Origin of the sequence: Streptomyces sp. NPDC101110, from assembly GCF_044759525.1 — a bacterium.
GTDB lineage: Bacteria > Actinomycetota > Actinomycetes > Streptomycetales > Streptomycetaceae > Streptomyces.
Map to the genome: position 1 here is coordinate 37893 of NZ_JBIVZM010000012.1, position 16728 is coordinate 54620.

The 16728-nt window shown below is 72.4% G+C and carries 16 protein-coding genes and 1 pseudogene; 12 read left to right on the forward strand and 5 right to left on the reverse strand.

Going from position 1 to position 16728, the window contains the following annotated elements:
• Window positions 1–39 precede the first annotated feature (39 nt).
• Window positions 40–714 carry a trimeric intracellular cation channel family protein gene (locus ACIQU3_RS26010; protein ID WP_403736993.1) on the forward strand — a complete coding sequence of 225 codons (675 nt, stop codon included), beginning with the start codon at window positions 40–42 and terminating at the stop codon, window positions 712–714.
• Window positions 715–739: 25 nt separating this feature from the next.
• Here the strand turns inward: ACIQU3_RS26010 and ACIQU3_RS26015 are convergent.
• Window positions 740–1069 (reverse strand): annotated as a pseudogene (locus tag ACIQU3_RS26015) (alpha/beta hydrolase-fold protein); the annotation flags it as partial.
• 207 nt (window positions 1070–1276) lie between these two features.
• Here ACIQU3_RS26015 and ACIQU3_RS26020 point away from each other — a divergent pair.
• Entirely contained in the window at window positions 1277–2137 is an 861-nt protein-coding gene (locus ACIQU3_RS26020) for a thioesterase family protein (protein WP_403736986.1), read from the forward strand.
• A 632-nt stretch (window positions 2138–2769) separates the two neighbouring features.
• On the opposite strand, the gene ACIQU3_RS26025 is transcribed toward ACIQU3_RS26020, so the two are convergent.
• A complete protein-coding gene (locus ACIQU3_RS26025) occupies window positions 2770–3408 on the reverse strand; it encodes a TetR family transcriptional regulator (RefSeq protein WP_403736983.1) in 639 nt (212 codons plus the stop codon).
• Window positions 3409–3523: 115 nt separating this feature from the next.
• Here ACIQU3_RS26025 and ACIQU3_RS26030 point away from each other — a divergent pair, with 115 nt between their 5' ends.
• The 3 genes from ACIQU3_RS26030 to ACIQU3_RS26040 all read left to right on the forward strand — a co-directional run bounded on the left by ACIQU3_RS26030 (window position 3524) and on the right by ACIQU3_RS26040 (window position 5309).
• Window positions 3524–3688 carry a hypothetical protein gene (locus tag ACIQU3_RS26030; protein ID WP_031103608.1) on the forward strand — a complete coding sequence of 55 codons (165 nt, stop codon included), beginning with the start codon at window positions 3524–3526 and terminating at the stop codon, window positions 3686–3688.
• 44 nt (window positions 3689–3732) lie between these two features.
• Window positions 3733–3999 (forward strand): DUF4190 domain-containing protein, encoded by a 267-nt coding sequence (locus tag ACIQU3_RS26035; protein WP_366711390.1) that lies wholly within the window; start codon window positions 3733–3735, stop codon window positions 3997–3999.
• A gap of 140 nt (window positions 4000–4139) precedes the next feature.
• A complete protein-coding gene (locus tag ACIQU3_RS26040; RefSeq protein WP_403927993.1) occupies window positions 4140–5309 on the forward strand; it encodes a cysteine desulfurase family protein in 1170 nt (389 codons plus the stop codon).
• Between the two features lie 112 nt (window positions 5310–5421).
• Here the strand turns inward: ACIQU3_RS26040 and ACIQU3_RS26045 are convergent, their stop codons facing one another.
• A complete protein-coding gene (locus ACIQU3_RS26045) occupies window positions 5422–6087 on the reverse strand; it encodes an N-acetylmuramoyl-L-alanine amidase (RefSeq protein WP_403927996.1) in 666 nt (221 codons plus the stop codon).
• Between the two features lie 59 nt (window positions 6088–6146).
• On the opposite strand from ACIQU3_RS26045, the gene mnmA reads away from it, so the two are divergent.
• Complete coding sequence (gene mnmA / locus ACIQU3_RS26050) at window positions 6147–7277, forward strand: tRNA 2-thiouridine(34) synthase MnmA (RefSeq protein WP_403736974.1); 1131 nt, start codon at window positions 6147–6149, stop codon at window positions 7275–7277.
• Between the two features lie 121 nt (window positions 7278–7398).
• Here the strand turns inward: mnmA and ACIQU3_RS26055 are convergent, their stop codons facing one another.
• Together ACIQU3_RS26055 and ACIQU3_RS26060 are read right to left on the reverse strand one after the other, a co-directional pair.
• Window positions 7399–8181, reverse strand: a complete 783-nt coding sequence (locus ACIQU3_RS26055) for an alpha/beta fold hydrolase (RefSeq protein WP_403736971.1) — start codon at window positions 8179–8181, stop codon at window positions 7399–7401.
• Window positions 8182–8242: 61 nt separating this feature from the next.
• Window positions 8243–8566: a DUF427 domain-containing protein gene (locus tag ACIQU3_RS26060; protein WP_403736969.1), complete on the reverse strand. Its 324-nt coding sequence runs from the start codon at window positions 8564–8566 to the stop codon at window positions 8243–8245.
• 81 nt (window positions 8567–8647) lie between these two features.
• Here ACIQU3_RS26060 and ACIQU3_RS26065 point away from each other — a divergent pair, with 81 nt between their 5' ends.
• The 6 genes from ACIQU3_RS26065 to ACIQU3_RS26090 all read left to right on the forward strand — a co-directional run bounded on the left by ACIQU3_RS26065 (window position 8648) and on the right by ACIQU3_RS26090 (window position 16727).
• On the forward strand, window positions 8648–9451 hold the full coding sequence (locus ACIQU3_RS26065) for a class I SAM-dependent methyltransferase (RefSeq protein ID WP_403927998.1): 804 nt from the start codon (window positions 8648–8650) through the stop codon (window positions 9449–9451).
• Entirely contained in the window at window positions 9448–9987 is a 540-nt protein-coding gene (locus ACIQU3_RS26070; protein WP_366711380.1) for a TIGR00730 family Rossman fold protein, read from the forward strand. Before ACIQU3_RS26065 ends, ACIQU3_RS26070 begins: the two co-directional genes overlap by 4 nt.
• A 258-nt stretch (window positions 9988–10245) precedes the next feature.
• On the forward strand, window positions 10246–10935 hold the full coding sequence (locus ACIQU3_RS26075; protein ID WP_403928001.1) for an SDR family oxidoreductase: 690 nt from the start codon (window positions 10246–10248) through the stop codon (window positions 10933–10935).
• Between the two features lie 31 nt (window positions 10936–10966).
• On the forward strand, window positions 10967–11974 hold the full coding sequence (locus ACIQU3_RS26080) for a methionine synthase (RefSeq protein ID WP_403928004.1): 1008 nt from the start codon (window positions 10967–10969) through the stop codon (window positions 11972–11974).
• Between the two features lie 15 nt (window positions 11975–11989).
• Window positions 11990–14185, forward strand: coding sequence for an NAD-dependent DNA ligase LigA (gene ligA / locus ACIQU3_RS26085; protein WP_403928007.1), 2196 nt, complete (start codon window positions 11990–11992; stop codon window positions 14183–14185).
• A 259-nt stretch (window positions 14186–14444) separates the two neighbouring features.
• Window positions 14445–16727, forward strand: coding sequence for a putative bifunctional diguanylate cyclase/phosphodiesterase (locus ACIQU3_RS26090; protein ID WP_403928010.1), 2283 nt, complete (start codon window positions 14445–14447; stop codon window positions 16725–16727).
• Window position 16728 lies beyond the last annotated feature (1 nt).

Here is a 16728-nt window from a genome sequence, read left to right on the forward strand (position 1 = left end):
CATCGGGGCGGGGGCTCACCCGTGGGTGAAAATGTGCGGGTGCTCCAGCAACTCTTCAGCCCGTCCGTCCAGCACACGCTCGACCTGATCGGCATCTTCGTCTTCGCGATCTCCGGCGCCCTGCTGGCCGTGCGCAAGAACTTCGACGTGTTCGGCATGGCGGTGCTCGCCGAGGTGACCGCGCTGGGCGGGGGGCTCTTCCGGGACCTGGTCATCGGGGCCGTGCCGCCCGCGGCCTTCACGGACCTGGGGTACTTCCTCACCCCGCTGCTCGCCACCCTGCTCGTCTTCTTCCTGCACCCACAGGTGGAGCGCATCCAGGTCGCGGTGAACGTCTTCGACGCGGCCGGCCTCGGCCTGTTCTGCGTCGCCGGCACGATCAAGGCCTACGAGTACGGGCTCGGCCTGACCGCCTCGGCGGGGCTCGGGCTGACCACCGCCGTGGGCGGCGGTGTGCTGCGGGACGTACTCGCCAACGAGGTGCCCTCGCTGCTGCGCTGGGACCGCGACCTGTACGCGGTCCCGGCGATCGTCGGCTCCGCGCTGGTCGCCCTGTGCATCCGCTACGACGTCCTGAACCCGTTCACCAGCTCCCTCGCCGTGATCACCGCCTTCGTTCTGCGCCTGCTCGCGATGCGGTACCACTGGCGAGCTCCGCGGGCCTGGCACCGGCGGTCGACGGTGAGCGAGGAGGAGCAGCCCGTCCTGCCGTGACGGGGCGGGGTGCCCATCTCCTGGGTCAGCACCGGAACACCGGGACCACCTGCGGCCGCCACAGCGCCATGTTGTGGCCGCCCGCGCTCTTCGGGATGTGGACGACGTGCACGGTCGTCGGTGCCTCGGCGGCCTGTTCCAGGGCCATGGCGTCCTCGTAGCGAGTCGTGCTCCCGATCGGGTCGTTGTAGCCGGACAGGCTGACGGCTGCCCGGCAATGGTCGGGATGGGCGACTGCGAGCCGGGCGGCGCAGTGTGCCCCGGCCGAGTACCCGGCGACGGCCCAGCCCCGCGGGGCGGACCGGGCGCGGAAGTCGTCGGTGACCGTCTTCGGCACGTCGACGCTCAGCCGGGTGTGGACGAGGGCGGCGACGGACAGGGCGGTCAGCGTGCAGGGGAACGGTTTTCCGGTGAGGCTCATGCCCTTGCAGAGGAATGCGGGAGAGCGAGGGTTTACGGACCAGTCGGGCACTCAATGAGAAATTGCCCATGTCTCACCAAGGCGGCCGGAACCGGAAGCGCAAAGCTACCGCTTAGTAGCTAGTTCTTGTACTGTTCAGCCATGCCAGAAGCAGCCACCGCCCCGGCCGTCCGGGCCACGATCGGCGACAGCGAGTTCGACCGCGACACCGCGCTCACCCGCCGCGCGCCCGGCGTCTACGACATCGACCTCTCCGCCGGCTGGACGATCATCAGCGCCGTCAACGGCGGCTATCTGCTGGCCGTCCTCGGCCGAGCCCTCGCGGACGCCCTGCCGCACGCCGACCCCTTCACCGTCTCGGCGCACTACCTGACCGCCTCCCAGCCCGGCCCCGCGGTCGTCCGCACGGACGTCGTGCGCACCGGCCGCACCCTCTCCACGGGCCAGGCCTCCCTCTTCCAGTACGACGACGAGGGCCGTGAGGTGGAACGCATCCGCGTCCTCGCCTCCTACGGCGACCTGGACGCCCTGCCCGACGACGTCCGCACGACGGCCCGGCCGCCCGCGATCCCGCCGATGGAGCACTGCTTCGGCCCGGAGGACGGCCCCACCCCCGTCGACGGCAGCTCGGCGATCACCGAGCGCCTGATGCTCAAGCTCGACCCGTCCACCCTCGGCTGGGCCCTCGGGCAGCCCTCCGGCAAGGGCGAGATGCGGGCCTGGTTCGGACTCAAGGACGGGCGTGACGCCGACCCGCTCTCCCTGCTGCTCGCGGTCGACGCCCTGCCGCCCACCGCGTTCGAGCTCGGCCTGAAGGGCTGGGTGCCGACCGTCGAGCTGACCGTGCACGTCCGCTGCCGCCCGGCCCCGGGCCCGCTGCGGGTGTCGATCACCACGCGCAATCTCGCCGGCGGCTTCCTGGAGGAGGACGCCGAGGTGTGGGACAGCGCGGACCGGCTGGTCGCGCAGTCCCGGCAGCTGGCGCGGGTCCGGCTGGGCTGAACTCCGTTCCGTTGACAGGCGGATCACAGGGCAGCCCCAAAGGGGGCCCAGGCGGCGCTGGTTGAGTTCGTCGCCTCGGAACTCCCTCCTCCTTCCTGGAGCTGTCTCTCATGAAGCGTGCGCGTCTCGTTCCCGCCGTGGTCCTCCTCGTGCTGTCCCCACTGGCTCTCGCGGCCTGCGGGTCGGCTGACTCCTCGTCGACCTCGGACGGCGGGGGCGGGGCGGGGCGGCAGCAGGCCTGCGGGGCCCCGTCGGGGGCGCCCTCGGCTGCGCCTTCCGGGGCTCCTTCGGGTGCGCCGTCGGGTGCGGCATCCGCGGGTGCGAAGCCCACTGGTGCGCCGTCGGGTGCTCCTTCGGGGATGCCCAGCGGTGCGCCGGGAGGCGGGCAGGGCGGCCAGGGCGGTCCCGGTGGGCGTCAGGGTGGCGGCTGCGGCGGGCCGGGCGGTGGCCAAGCCGCGGGAGGGCAGGGCCAGGGCGCACAGCCTCAGCACTCGCAGAAGGCGCAGGAAGCGCAGAAGGAGCAGTAGGCGCTCCAGGGCGGCACAGGCAGGCCGGTCCGGGCTCAGCCGGGACCCCGCGAGGGCGGCGCGTCCGGCGAACGGGCTTGCCGCCCCTGTGCGTTGCCCGGGGTGTCAATCCAGCCAGTGACGGCGCCCGAGCCCGATCAGCCGCATCTGGCGGGTCGCCTGCTGTGCGACGTGCCGGGTCCGGGCCGGGCGCTCCTCCTCCGGCCCCTCCAGGGTTTCCAGGAACAGCGACGCCGTGCTCAGCATCTGGTCGACGTAGAGGTGGGCGAGCATCAGCAGGTCGTCCTCGCTCCAGCCTTCGGACACCGGGTCCTTGGCCAGCTCGTCCTTGACCTCCTGTGCGAACCGGGCCAGTTGCTCCCGTATCGCCTCCCGAACCGGCTGAACTCCGCCATGTCGCTCACGAGCGATGAAACGGACATGGGCGGGGTACCCGTCGACGTGACGGGCGATCAACTCGATGGTGCGCGTGATGCGTTCCTCGTGGTCGCCCGTTGTGGACACCGTCGTCCGGATCATCGGGTGCAGGCTGCCCAGCGCCTCCTCGACCAGGGCCACGCCCAGGTCCGCCGTGGAGCGGAAGTGGCGGTAGAAGGCGGTCGGGGCGACACCGACGGCGCGGGTGACCTCGCGCAGTCCCAGACTGCTCAGGCTCTGCTCCTCCAGCAGCCCGAGGGCCGCGTCGAGGAGTGCCTGCCGGGTCTTCTGCTTCTGGGCCTGCCGGATGCCGAGGGTGTGACTCATACCATGCAGTTAACAACTGTTCTCTGGAATTGGGAAGCCATGAGAGGCGTTAGACTGGGAAGTCAGTGAACAACTGTAACTACAACCGTCCACCGAAACCCTGGGGGTTGTTCCCGTGCTGTTCATCGTCGCCGCACTCCTGCTGCTGGGCGTCGTCCTGGGCACCGTGGCCCACGCGCCGCTCACCTTCTCCGTCGCCGTCGGCGCCGTCATCGCCGTCTGGCTCGGCATCTTCGCGCTCCGCGAGCGCGGCCGCCGTCGCCACACCCAGGCCCACTGACCCCGACCACCCCTCCCTCGACCCGACCTCAGGAGTCGATCATCATGCAGCTCACCGCTCCGGCCTCGCGCCGCACCGGTATCCGTGACACCGACGGCATGGCCGTCGCGTCCTTCATCCTCGGCCTCCTCGGCCTGCTCGTGCTCAACCTCTTCCTCGGCCCGATCGCCATCGCGCTGGCGAGCGTCGCCCTGTGGCGCGGCACCGAGCGCCGCGGCCGTGCGCTGCTGGGTCTCGGACTGGGCGTCGCCGACCTGCTGGTCCTCGCGGCCTTCATGGAGTTCGACAGCACCATCTCGTGGAGCTTCTGAGCCGCCGTCGGACAGCCGTCCGCCGGTACGCCGCGGCCGGGCCCGGGGACGACGGGCCGTCGCCGCGCCGGAAGGCGGTCCGCATTCGGCCAGCCTTGCTCTGAGGCCGGTCGAAAAGGAGCCGTAGAATCGGGCTCACCATGGCTTACCTCGACCACGCCGCGACCACCCCGATGCTCCCGGAGGCGGTTGAGGCGCTCACCGCCCAGCTGGGTGCCACCGGCAACGCGTCCTCCCTCCACGCATCCGGCAGGCAGGCCCGCCGCACCGTCGAGGAGGCCCGCGAGACCCTCGCCGAGGCCCTCGGCGCCCGCCCCAGCGAGGTCGTCTTCACCTCGGGCGGCACGGAGGCCGACAACCTCGCCGTCAAAGGCCTGTACTGGTCCCGCCGCGACGCCGACCCGGCCCGCACCCGCGTCCTCGCCAGCCCCGTCGAGCACCACGCGGTCCTCGACGCCGTGCACTGGCTCGGTGAGCACGAGGGCGCCACCGTCGAGTACCTGCCGGTCGACCCCCACGGCCGCGTCCACCCGGACGCCCTGCGCGAAGCGATCGCCCGCAACCCCGGCGACGTGGCCCTCGCCACCGTCATGTGGGCGAACAACGAGATCGGGACCATCCTGCCCGTCCGTGAACTCGCCGACGCGGCAGCCGAGTTCGGGGTTCCGCTGCACGCGGACGCCGTCCAGGCCTTCGGCCAGATCCCCGTCGACTTCGCCGCCTCCGGCCTCGCCGCGATGACGGTGTCGGGCCACAAGATCGGCGGCCCCTACGGCATCGGCGCGCTGATCCTGGGCCGCGAGTACGCCCCCGTCCCCGTTCTGCACGGCGGCGGCCAGGAGCGGCACGTGCGCTCCGGCACCCTCGACGTGCCGGCCGTCGCCTCCTTCGCCGTCGCCGGACGGCTCGCCGCTCAGCAACGCGAGTGGTTCGCCGCGGAGATCGGCGCCCTGCGCGACGCCCTCGTCACCGCGGTCCGCTCGGCCGTGCCGGACGCGATCCTCGGCGGCGACCCGGACCCGGCCGGACGTCTCCCGGCCAACGCACACTTCACCTTCCCCGGCTGCGAGGGCGACTCCCTGCTGCTCCTGCTCGACGCGCAGGGCATCGAGTGCTCGACCGGCTCCGCCTGCACCGCCGGCGTCGCCCAGCCCAGCCACGTCCTCCTCGCCACCGGCACCGACCCCGACCTGGCCCGCGGCACCCTGCGCTTCTCCCTCGGGCACACCTCCACCGAGGCCGACGTCGAGGCCCTGGCCAAGGCCATCGGCCCGGCGGTGGAACGGGCCAGGGCGGCGGGCTTGACCTAGGGCGTGTCGTTTGGATCATGCCGGCGTCGCGGTGCGTGGCACGCGGACCCCGGGGCGGGCAAGCCGTGGCGGCGGGTCTCACCGACCGCCCCGGCCCGGCCGACCGCGGTGCTCAGGCCGGTGCCGTGCGCGCCCGGCGTATCAGGCGCAGGTACTTCTCCCAGTCCCAGTGCCGCCCCGGGTCCGTGTGGTCCGTGCCCGGGACCTCCACGTGGCCGATGATGTGCTCGCGGTCGACGGGTATGTCGTAGCGGGCGCAGATCCGCGCCGTGAGCCGGGCCGACGCCTCGTACATCTCGTCCGTGAAGTCCTGCGGGCGGTCCACGAAGCCCTCGTGCTCGATGCCGACACTGCGTTCGTTGTAGTCGCGGTTGCCCGCGTGGTACGCCACGTCCAGCTCGCGGATCATCTGGGCCACATGCCCGTCCTGCCCGACGATGTAGTGCGCCGCCGCACGGTGGCCCGGGTCCTGGAAGGCCTTCACCGCACTGTCGAAGCTGCCCTGGGTGACATGGACGACGACCATGTCGATGCCGTAGTCGTCGGGGCGGTCCGCACGGCGCCAGTTCGCCTCCGACGCCGCAACCCAGCGCGCACCCGCGTAGTCGACCTCGCCCTCCTTGCGCGGCTTCTCCACGCCCGGAGTGCGCCACCACAGCCGAGCCAGCTCGTCCCGGGCGAGCAGGGCGGAGCTCGCCGCGGCCGCCGTACCGCCGATCAGCAGCGCACGCCGGCCGACCTTGCGGTCACCGTCCCTCGAAGCCTTCCGCTGTCCCATGTGATCGACAACGGATACCCGGCGGCCCCGGTTCCCGCGCCCCGTACCCTGGAAGGGTTATGACTGAGACCCCGCAGCGCCCCCGTCCCCTCCGCGTCCTGGCCGCCATGTCCGGCGGAGTCGACTCCGCCGTCGCCGCCGCCCGCGCGGCCGAAGCGGGCCACGACGTGACCGGCGTCCACCTCGCGCTCTCCGCCAACCCCCAGTCCTTCCGGACCGGCGCGCGGGGCTGCTGCACCATCGAGGACTCGCGTGACGCCCGCCGCGCCGCGGACGTCATCGGCATCCCGTTCTACGTGTGGGACCTCGCCGATCGTTTCCGCGAGGACGTCGTCGAGGACTTCGTCGCCGAGTACGAGGCCGGCCGCACTCCCAACCCCTGCCTGCGCTGCAACGAGAAGATCAAGTTCGCCGCGCTCCTCGACAAGGCGCTCGCGCTCGGCTTCGACGCCGTCTGCACGGGCCACTACGCCCAGGTGATCGTGCGCGAGGACGGCACCCGCGAGCTGCACCGCGCCTCCGACATGGCCAAGGACCAGTCGTATGTCCTCGGTGTGCTCGACGACCGGCAGCTCGCCCACGCGATGTTCCCGCTCGGCGACACCCTCACCACCAAGGACGAGATCCGCGCGGAGGCCGAGCGCAGGGGCCTGGCCGTGGCCAAGAAGCCCGACTCGCACGACATCTGCTTCATCGCCGACGGCGACACCCAGGGCTTCCTCGCGAACCGGCTCGGCCGTTCCGAGGGCGACATCGTCGACGAGTCCGGCGCCAAGGTCGGCACGCACGAGGGGGCGTACGGCTTCACGATCGGCCAGCGCAAGGGCCTGCGCATCGGCACCCCGGCCCCCGACGGCAAGCCGCGCTACGTCCTCGACATCTCGCCGGTGGACAACACGGTGACCGTCGGCCCGGCGGCCGCCCTGGACGTCAGCGCCCTCACCGCGATCAAGCCCCGCTGGTGCGGCGCCGCCCCCGTGGGCCCCGGCACCTACACGGCCCAGCTGCGCGCCCACGGCGGCGAGACCGAGGTGAGCGCCGAGGTTGTCGACGGCTCCCTGGAGGTCACCTTCACCGAGCCCGTCCGTGGCGTCGCCCCCGGCCAGGCGATCGTGCTGTACGACGGCACGCGCGTGGTGGGCTCGGCGACGATCGCGTCGACGGTCCGGGCGACGGCGGGCGTGGCCTGATCCCACCGCGGGAAGCGGCAACCGGCTCCACGCGGCCTCGCCGTCGGGAGCCGTGAGCGCACGGGGGCACGCGCGCGGGGCACGCCCACGGCTTCCCTTGGCGGTGGGGTCGGCGTTCCGCTCAGTCCCGGCCGAAGAACTCCGTCAGCACCGGGGCCAGCACGTTCGGCTCGACCATGTGCGTCTGTCCCTGGAGCGTGCGGTACGCGCCCTCGGGGACCGAGTCCGCGATCGCCCGGGCCGCCTCGCGCAGCCACGCGGGGCTCGCGTCGCCCGCGACCGCCAGGACGGGGACGCCGACCGAGCCCAGCCGCTCACGCGGGACCCGGCCGTCGCGCATGACGGCGTCGTCGTAGGCGAGGCTCGCGGCCATCGCCTCCATGCCGGCCCACATGGGGGACTGGCGGGCGCCCTGGATCACTCCCTCGGCCAGACCCGTCAGCCGCAGGAACAGCTCCACCGCGTCCCCGCGCCGCCCTTCGCCGAGCGCCTCCGTCAGCCGCTCCGTGTACTCCGCACGCTCCTCGGCGCCCTCCTCCGACATCGCGAACGGCGTCTCGTAGACGGCCACGCGCCGCACCGGCAGCCCGCTCGCCGCCGCCTCGAGCGCCAGGGCCCCGCCCGAGGAGATGCCGTACAGCAGCGCCTCGCCGCCCACCGCCTCGATCACCGCGGCCAGGTCCTCGACCTCACGCTCCACGGCGTACGGCGCGGTGTCACCGCTGGCGCCGCGGCCACGGCGGTCGTACACCACGGCCTGGAAACGCTCCGAGAGCGACACGGCCAGCGGCGCCAGGGTGCCGCCCGTCGACATCGCGCCGCTCACCAGGACGACCGCGGGGCCGCGTCCGGTGCTCTCGTAGGCGATGCGGGTGCCGTCACGCGAAAGGGTCTTCTTGTCCATGCTCATGCAGACTGCCGCACACCGCGGTGTTCATCGATGAGGCGGGCGGCGCGTCCGCCGATCAGATCACTTCCACCTCGTAGAAGCACAGGTGGTCCCTGATCTCGGCGACGTCCGGCTTGGGGTCCGGATACGCCCAGACGAGGTCCGCCGCGTCCGGCCGCGACCAGTAGGAGGCGGTGCCCTTGAACGGGCAGTACGTCCGCGTGCCGGACGGCGTCAGCAGGTCCGTGCGCACGTCCTCGGGCGGGATGTAGAAGCGCTCGGGACACCCCGTCTCGCGCAGGACCAGCGTCCGCTCGCTGTCCGCCAGCACCTGACCGCCGTGCACCACGCGCACGCGCCTGTCGCTCCGCTCGACGGTGATGCGATGCCCTGTCGTCACGATCGCCCCTCCTCGGGTAGCCGACTCCTCCGCTACAGCGCAGGCTGAAGCGGAGTTCTTCCCCCGCGGCAGGAGGCCCCCATGCGCGCCACGAAGCCGGCCGGAAACCGCTCCCGCCTGCTCCACCAGGTCCGGTACGCCCTGCGGCACCCGGACCGGGTGCCCGCGCACGCCCGGCGCACACTGCGGGACGCCTGGCTGCGGCTGCGCCACCCCGACCACATCGCCTACTACCGGGCCGTGATGGCCTCGGACGCGGCCCGCAGCACCGAGGCTGCGGTCGGGCACAACCCCTCGCGTGAACAGTGGGAACGCATCGGCCGCATGCAGTTCGACTACCTGGTGGGCCACGGCCTGCGGACGCACCACCGAATGCTGGAGATCGGCTGCGGCAACCTGCGCGCCGGACGGCTGTTCATCGACCACCTCGACACCGGGCACTACTACGGCATCGACATCTCGCCGCACATCCTGCTCGCCGCGCAGGACACCCTCGTGGCCGAGAAGCTCCAGCCCAAACTGCCCTACCTGGCGCTCGCCGACGACCTCACCTTCGCCTTCCTGCCGGACGCCCACTTCGACGTCGTGCACGCGCACAGCGTCTTCTCGCACTCGCCGCTGCACGTCATCGAGGAGTGCTTCGCCCACGTCGGCAGGATCCTCGCGCCGGGCGGCTTCTTCGATTTCACCTTCGACCGGACCGAGGGGGAGGAGCACCAGGTCCTGCACGAGGACTTCTACTACCGGACGCGGACCCTCAGCGACCTCGCCGCGAAGCACGGCCTGGCGGCCCGGTTCATGGACGACTGGGAGCGCCTGCCGCACCGGCAGTCCAAGATGCGGGTCACCGTCACGGGCGACCGGGCCCGTACGGTGGGCGCATGAACATCTGTGTCTTCCTGTCCGCCGCCGACCTCGACGAGCGCTACACCCGCCCCGCGCGCGAGTTCGCCGAACTGCTGGGCAAGGGCGGCCACACGCTCGTCTGGGGCGGCTCCGACGTCGGCCTCATGAAGGTGGTCGCCGACGGGGTGCAGGAGGCCGGCGGCCGGCTGGCCGGCGTCTCCGTGCAGTTCCTCGCGGCCAAGGCCCGCCCGGGCGTCGACGAGATGGTCGTCGCCAAGGACCTCGCCGAGCGCAAGAAGCTGCTCCTGGAGAAGGCCGACGCCGTGGTCGTCATGGTCGGCGGCACCGGCACGCTCGACGAGGCGACCGAGATCCTGGAGTTGAAGAAGCACGGGCACACCGACAAGCCGGTGGTCCTGCTCAACACCGCGGGGTTCTACGACGGCCTGAAGGAGCAGTTCCGCCGCATGGACGCCGAGGGCTTCCTGCCCCGGCCTCTCACCGACCTGGTGTTCTTCGCCGAGGAGCCGGTGGGGGCACTGGCGTACCTGGAGGAGAGCCAGGGCATCGAGTGACCGGCGTGGTGCCGGTGCGAGCAGGTAGGGGCCGGCTGGGCATCGAGTGACCGGCGGTGACGCGAGCGTCGTGGGAGTGCCAGGGCATCGAGTGACTGGCCGGTGGTGCCTGTGCGGCGGGAGTGCCACGGCATCGAGTCACTGGCCGGTGGTGCCTGTGCGGCGGGAGTGCCACGGCATCGCGCGACCGGCCGTGGTGCCTGTGCGGCGGGGGTGCCGGGGGCCGAGGGAGCCGGTCCTGATGCGAGCATGGCGGGCATGGCTACTCATGTGATCACCGGAGCCGGCTCCGGCATCGGCGCCGCCGTGGCCCGCCGCCTGCACGCGCGCGGGGACGAACTCGTGCTGCACGCCCGTGACGCCGGCCGCGCCAAGGAACTGGCGGCCGAGTTCCCCGGGTCGCAGACCCTCGTCGGCGACCTCGCGGACCCCGACAGGCTGTCCTGGGCCTTCTCCCACCAGTCGCTGCCCGACCGCGTGGACTCGCTGCTGCACATCGCCGGCGTCGTCGACCTCGGCCCGGTCGGTGAACTCACCCCGAAGACCTGGCGCCACCAGCTCAACGTCAATCTGATCGCCCCCGCCGAGCTGACCCGCCACTTCCTGCCCCAACTGCGCGCCGCTCGCGGGCACGTGCTCTTCGTCAACTCAGGCGCCGGCCTCAACGCCCACGCCGACTGGTCCGCGTACGCCGCCTCCAAGCACGGTCTGAAGGCCCTCGCCGACTCCCTGCGTCACGAGGAGCACGGCAACGGGGTCCGCGTCACCTCGGTCTACCCCGGCCGCACGGCCAGCCCCATGCAGGCCAAGGTCCACCAGCAGGAGGGCAAGGACTACGACGCCGCGCGGTGGATCGACCCGGAGTCGGTCGCCACGACGATCGTCATGGCCCTCGACCTGCCGCGCGACGCCGAGGTCAACGACCTGACGGTGCGCCCGGGAAGCTGACCCCGGCAAGCCCCCTGCGTAGGCTTCTCCGGTGAGTGAAAACAGCCAGTTCAGGTTCGGCGCGGCCACCGGCGTGGGGTCCATGCCCGGCGGCGACGCCCGAGAGGCCGCCAAGACCGTCACCGGCACCTTCGAGGACTTTCCCTTCCTGCCCGAACTGCCCGCCCGGGGGCCCGGCGCGGACATGATCGGCCGGACCGCCGGACTGCTCGTCGAGCTGTACACGCGCGTGGAGCCCAGCGGCTGGCGGCTCGGGGACCGGCCGGGCCGGGACACCAAGCGGGCCCGCTCCTGGCTCGGGGAGGACCTCGACGCGCTGGAGGAGTTCACGCAGGAGTACGAGGGCCCGCTGAAGGTCCAGGCCGTCGGTCCCTGGACCCTCGCGGCCAACCTGGAGCTGCGCAACGGGGAGGCCGCTCTCTCCGACCCCGGAGCCTGCCGCGACCTCGCCGCCTCCCTCGCCGAGGGGCTGCGACTGCACCTCGCCGAAGTGCGGCGGCGCATCCCCGGCGCGCAGCTCGTCCTCCAGCTCGACGAGCCGTCCCTGACCGCCGTCCTGCGCGGCCGGGTGAAGACCGCCAGCGGCTACCGCACCCACCGGGCCGTCGACCGGCAGGTCGTCGAGCAGACGCTGCGCGACCTCGTCGGGGTGCACGAGGGGGGCCCGGTCGTGGTCCACTCCTGCGCTCCCGACGTGCCGTTCGCCCTGCTGCGCCGGGCCGGGGCGGCCGCCGTCTCGTTCGACTTCTCCCTGCTCACCGAGCGTGACGACGAGGCGCTCGGGGAGGCCGTGGAAGCCGGCACCCGGCTCTTCACCGGTGTGGTGCCGTCCGCGGAGGGCCCATTGTCAGACCCTGCCGGTAGCGTCATGGGTGTCAGGACGCTGTGGCGCAGGCTGGGGCTGTCTCCGGGGCTTCTCGCGGAGGCGGTCACGGTCACCCCGGCGTGCGGACTCGCGGGGGCCTCCCCGGGGTACGCGCGCAGGGCTCTCGCGCAGTGCGCCCGGGCGGCGAGATCCCTCGCGGACAACCCAGAGTAACGGGAGGACGACACGGTGGCCGGCGACAAGCAGGCGGAGACGACGACGGTGCCCGCCGAGGCACGGGAGAAGCACGCGCGCCTCGCGGAGCAGATCGAGGAGCACCGCTTCCGTTACTACGTGAAGGACGCTCCCGTCGTCAGCGACGCGGAGTTCGACCAGCTGCTGCGTTCCCTGGAGGCGCTGGAGGAGGAGTACGCCGAGCTGCGCACGCCGGATTCGCCGACCCAGAAGGTCTCCGGGTCCTACGCGACGGAGTTCACCGCGGTCCAGCACCGCGAGCGCATGCTCTCCCTCGACAACACGTTCAACGACGAGGAGATGGCCGCCTGGACGGAGCGCATCGCCAGGGAACTGGGCGAGCAGGAGTACCACTTCCTGTGCGAGCTGAAGGTCGACGGCCTCGCCGTGAACCTCACCTACGAGCGCGGCCGCCTCACCCGGGCGGCCACCCGCGGCGACGGCCGCACCGGCGAGGACATCACGCCCAACGTGCGGACGATCGCCGAGATCCCCGACCGTCTCAAGGGCGACTCCGTCCCCGACCTCGTGGAGATCCGCGGCGAGGTCTACTTCCCGATGGAGAAGTTCCAGGAGCTCAACGCCCGCCTGGTGGAGGCCGGCGACAAGCCCTTCGCCAACCCGCGCAACGCGGCGGCCGGTTCCCTGCGCCAGAAGGACCCGCGCGTCACCGCCACCCGCCCTCTGCACATGGTGGTCCACGGCATCGGCGCTTTGGAGGGCTTCACCGGCCTGACCCGCCTGTCCCAGGCCTACGACCTGCTCAAGACCTGGGGCCTGCCCACCTCCCGGCACAACCGGGTGGTCGACGGCCTGGAGGGCGTGCGGGAGTTCATCGCCCACTACGGCGAGAACCGTCACTCCGTGGAGCACGAGATCGACGGCGTGGTCGTCAAGCTCGACCAGATCCCCCTCCAGGGCCGCCTCGGCTCCACCTCGCGCGCCCCGCGCTGGGCGATCGCGTACAAGTACGCGCCGGAGGAGGTCAACACCAAGCTCGTCAACATCCGCGTGGGCGTGGGCCGCACCGGCCGCGTCACCCCGTACGCCCAGGTCGAACCCGTCACGGTTGCAGGCTCCGAGGTCGAGTTCGCCACCCTCCACAACCAGGACGTGGTCAAGGCCAAGGGCGTCCTCATCGGGGACACGGTGGTGCTGCGCAAAGCCGGTGACGTCATCCCGGAGATCCTCGGCCCGGTCGCCGACCTGCGCGACGGGAGCGAGCGCGAGTTCGTCATGCCGAGCGAATGCCCCGAGTGCGGCACGGCCCTGCGGCCCATGAAGGAGGGCGACGTCGACCTGCGCTGCCCGAACGCCCGCACCTGCCCGGCCCAGTTGCGCGAGCGCCTGTTCTACCTCGCCGGCCGCAAGGCCCTGGACATCGAGCACTTCGGCTATGTCGCTGCGGCCGCCCTCACCGCCCCGCTGGAGCCGAAGACCCCGCCGCTGGTCGACGAGGGCGACCTCTTCGACCTCACCGTCGAGCAGCTGCTGCCCATCAAGGCGTACGTCCTCGACCCGGACAGCGGCCTGCCCAAGCGCGACCCGAAGACCGGCGAGGAGAAGGTCGCGACGATCTTCGCCAACCAGCAGGGTGAGCCCCGCAAGAACGCCCTCGCCATGCTGGAGAACATCGCGGCGGCCAAGGAGCGCCCCCTGGCCCGCATCCTCACCAGCCTGTCGATCCGTCACGTCGGGCCCGTCGCCGCCGAGGCGCTGGCCCGCGAGTTCCGCTCGATCGAGCGGATCGACCAGGCAACGGAAGAGGAGCTGGCGGTCACCGAGGGCGTCGGACCGACCATCGCCGCCTCCCTCAAGCAGTGGTTCGCCGAGGACTGGCACCGCGACATCATCCGCAAGTGGAAGGCCGCGGGCGTCCGCATGGAGGCCGAGAGCACCGGCGAGGACGAGGGGCCGCGCCCTCTCGAGGGCCTCACCGTCGTCGTCACCGGCACCCTCGAACACTTCACGCGGGACGGTGCCAAGGAGGCGTTGCAGAGCCGCGGGGCCAAGGTGACCGGCTCGGTCTCGAAGAAGACCTCGTTCGTCGTGGTCGGTGACAGTCCCGGGTCGAAGTACGACAAGGCGATGCAGCTGAAGGTTCCGGTCCTGAACGAGGAGGGTTTCGGCGTCCTGCTGGAGCAGGGACCGGAAGCCGCGGCCGAAGTCGCCCTTTCGGCCGAGGAGTAGCGGTTGAAGGCCACCCGTTCGGCGCATACCAGATGCATACGGGTGGCCGGGGCGCATTCGGGCAACCGTCGGCGACCGCTGCCCGTGGAAGCCTTCTGCGGCCTACTGTTGAGATGTGCGCCTGCCGTGCCCAGTCGCGGTCGGGGCATCTTCGTGCTCGCACGGAGCGCGGGGAAGGGTTTTCGGGCGCGGGCCGCCTAAGGGTTGTCGGGCACCGGGCCGCGGGGCGTGGGCACCGCCGGCTGTGAGAGGGACGGGAATGGAACCGACCGAGAGCGCCGTGCCGGGCTCACGGCTGCACCTGCGCCGCATGGCGGTCGCCTGGCGTGCGGTCCGTGAGGCCGTACGGCCGGCGGGGCGTCCGGGTGCGGAGGGGCGCGCCGTCGGACAGTACACCCCGGACGGGCGCGGCGCCGGTGGGCGCGCCGCGGACGGGGCCGGGACACAGCCGGTCATCGACCACGCCTCCGGACGGTCCGGCGCGGATCCGGACACGGACGGCGATCGGCACCAGTCCTGGCCCGCGCTGCCCGCCGCGGTCGTCGCGGCCGCCGGGTTCGTCCTGGGCGGCGGCTTCTACCGCGCCTTCACCGGCGGACACGCGCTCTTCCCGGCCGGCACGGGCGGCTGGTCGCTGGCGGTGCTCACCGGCATCATCGTCGGCCACCTCGTCATGCTGGGCCGCTCCCGCTGGTGGGGCGGCACCGGGTCGGGCGCCGCCCTCACCCTCGCCGTGCTGCTGCTCTACGGCTGGGTTCCGGCCGGCATGGTCAGCCTCACGGTGGTCGTACTGGTCGGCATAGCCCGCCGCAACCGCTGGCGCCAGGGCGTGCTGCACGGCGCGGTCGACCTCCTCGGCATCGGCGCGGGCGCGCTCGTGCTGGGCGTCTTCGGCACCGTGCCGTCCGTCGAGTCCCCGGCGGATCCCGCCGCCTGGACCCTCGCCACGGCGCCCCAGGTCGCCCTGGTCGCCGTCGCGTACCTGATGGTCACCCGCGTCCTGCTCTGGTACCTGCACGCCCCGCGCCCCGGGCTGCCCACCGTCGCCCGCACCGCCCTGGTCCGACAGGGCCTGGTGGCCGTCGCGCTGCTGGGGATCGCGCCGCTGGTCTGCGTGGTCGCCGTGGCCAAGCCCATCCTGCTGCCGCTGTTCTCCATCCCTCTGATCGCCCTGGACTCCACCCTGTGGATCGCCCGGGCCCGGGCTGAGGAGCAGCTGCGCGACCCGCTGACCGGCCTGCCCAACCGCCAGTGGCTGCTGGAGCGCATCTGGACCGCGCTGGACGACGCGGAGCGGATCGATGCCCGCGCGGCCCTGATGCTGATCGACCTCGACCGGTTCCGGTCGGTCAACGACACGCTGGGTCATCTCGCCGGTGACCGGCTGCTGCTGCAGATCGCCGACCGGCTGCGGGTGGCGCTGCCGCGCGGGGCGGAGGCCGCCCGGCTCGGCGGGGACGAGTTCGCCGTCTTACTCCCGGTCGCCGACTCCACGACCTCCGCGACCCGGGTCGCCCGCAACCTCGTGGCCGCCCTCAGCTCTCCCCTCGACCTCGACGGCCTCACCCTCGTGCTGGAGGCCAGCGCCGGGGTCGCCGTCTTTCCCGACCACGCGCTGGACGCCGAAGGGCTGCTGCGGCGCGCGGACGTGGCGATGTACCAGGCGAAAAGGGACCGCACCGGCGTCGAGGTCTACGAGTCCAAGCGCGACTCCAACACCCCGGACCGGCTCGGTCTGCTGGGCGATCTGCGCCGCGCGCTCGACGCGCGCGAGGTGCAGCTGCACTACCAGCCCAAGGTCCGTTTCGACGGGCAGGTCGCGGGCCTGGAGGCGCTGGTCCGCTGGGTGCACCCCGAGCGGGGCAAGGTGCCGCCGGACGAGTTCATAGCGATCGCGGAGTCCTCGGGGCTGATGCCCCATCTCACCGAGTACGTGCTGGAGACGGCGCTCGGCCAGGTCGCGCACTGGCGGGAGCAGGGCCTGTTCGTCCCGGTCGCCGTGAACGTCTCCCCGCGCGATGTGCACACCCCCGGCTTCGCCGGTTCCGTCGCCGCCCGGCTGGCCCGGCACGGCGTCCCGGCGGGAGCGCTCCAACTGGAGATCACGGAGCATGTGCTCCTGGAGGACCCGCAGCGCGCCGCCGACACCCTCAACCAGCTGACCGCGCACGGTGTGAAGATGTCCCTCGACGACTTCGGCACGGGCTACTCCTCGCTCGTGCACCTGCGCCGGCTGCCGGTGAGCGAGCTGAAGATCGACCGTTCGTTCGTGGCGCGGCTCGCGGTCGACGCCGAGGACGCGGAGATCGTGCGCTGCACGGTCGACCTCGCCCACTCCCTCGGTCTGCTCGTCGTCGCCGAGGGCGTCGAGGACGACGAGACCTGGGAGCGCCTGCGTGACCTCGGCTGCGACGCCGTCCAGGGCTGGCTGGTCGCCGCCGCGATGCCCCCGGAGGAGACCACGGCGTGGCTGCGGGCCCGGGGCCCCCGGGGATGGCAGCGCCCGCGCGCCGCGCTGCCCGCGGCGACCGCCGACGAGTAGG

Excerpts from the sequence above, each read along its gene's own strand:
- ACIQU3_RS26020 (WP_403736986.1), top strand. The coding sequence starts at position 1,277 with ATGCCAGAAGCAGCCACCGCCCCGGCCGTCCGGGCCACGATCGGCGAC.
- ACIQU3_RS26025 (WP_403736983.1), bottom strand. The coding sequence starts at position 3,408 with ATGAGTCACACCCTCGGCATCCGGCAGGCCCAGAAGCAGAAGACCCGG.
- ACIQU3_RS26035 (WP_366711390.1), top strand. The coding sequence starts at position 3,733 with ATGCAGCTCACCGCTCCGGCCTCGCGCCGCACCGGTATCCGTGACACC.
- ACIQU3_RS26040 (WP_403927993.1), top strand. The coding sequence starts at position 4,140 with ATGGCTTACCTCGACCACGCCGCGACCACCCCGATGCTCCCGGAGGCG.
- ACIQU3_RS26045 (WP_403927996.1), bottom strand. The coding sequence starts at position 6,087 with ATGGGACAGCGGAAGGCTTCGAGGGACGGTGACCGCAAGGTCGGCCGG.
- mnmA (WP_403736974.1), top strand. The coding sequence starts at position 6,147 with ATGACTGAGACCCCGCAGCGCCCCCGTCCCCTCCGCGTCCTGGCCGCC.
- ACIQU3_RS26055 (WP_403736971.1), bottom strand. The coding sequence starts at position 8,181 with ATGGACAAGAAGACCCTTTCGCGTGACGGCACCCGCATCGCCTACGAG.
- ACIQU3_RS26065 (WP_403927998.1), top strand. The coding sequence starts at position 8,648 with ATGCGCGCCACGAAGCCGGCCGGAAACCGCTCCCGCCTGCTCCACCAG.
- ACIQU3_RS26070 (WP_366711380.1), top strand. The coding sequence starts at position 9,448 with ATGAACATCTGTGTCTTCCTGTCCGCCGCCGACCTCGACGAGCGCTAC.
- ACIQU3_RS26075 (WP_403928001.1), top strand. The coding sequence starts at position 10,246 with ATGGCTACTCATGTGATCACCGGAGCCGGCTCCGGCATCGGCGCCGCC.
- ACIQU3_RS26090 (WP_403928010.1), top strand. The coding sequence starts at position 14,445 with ATGGAACCGACCGAGAGCGCCGTGCCGGGCTCACGGCTGCACCTGCGC.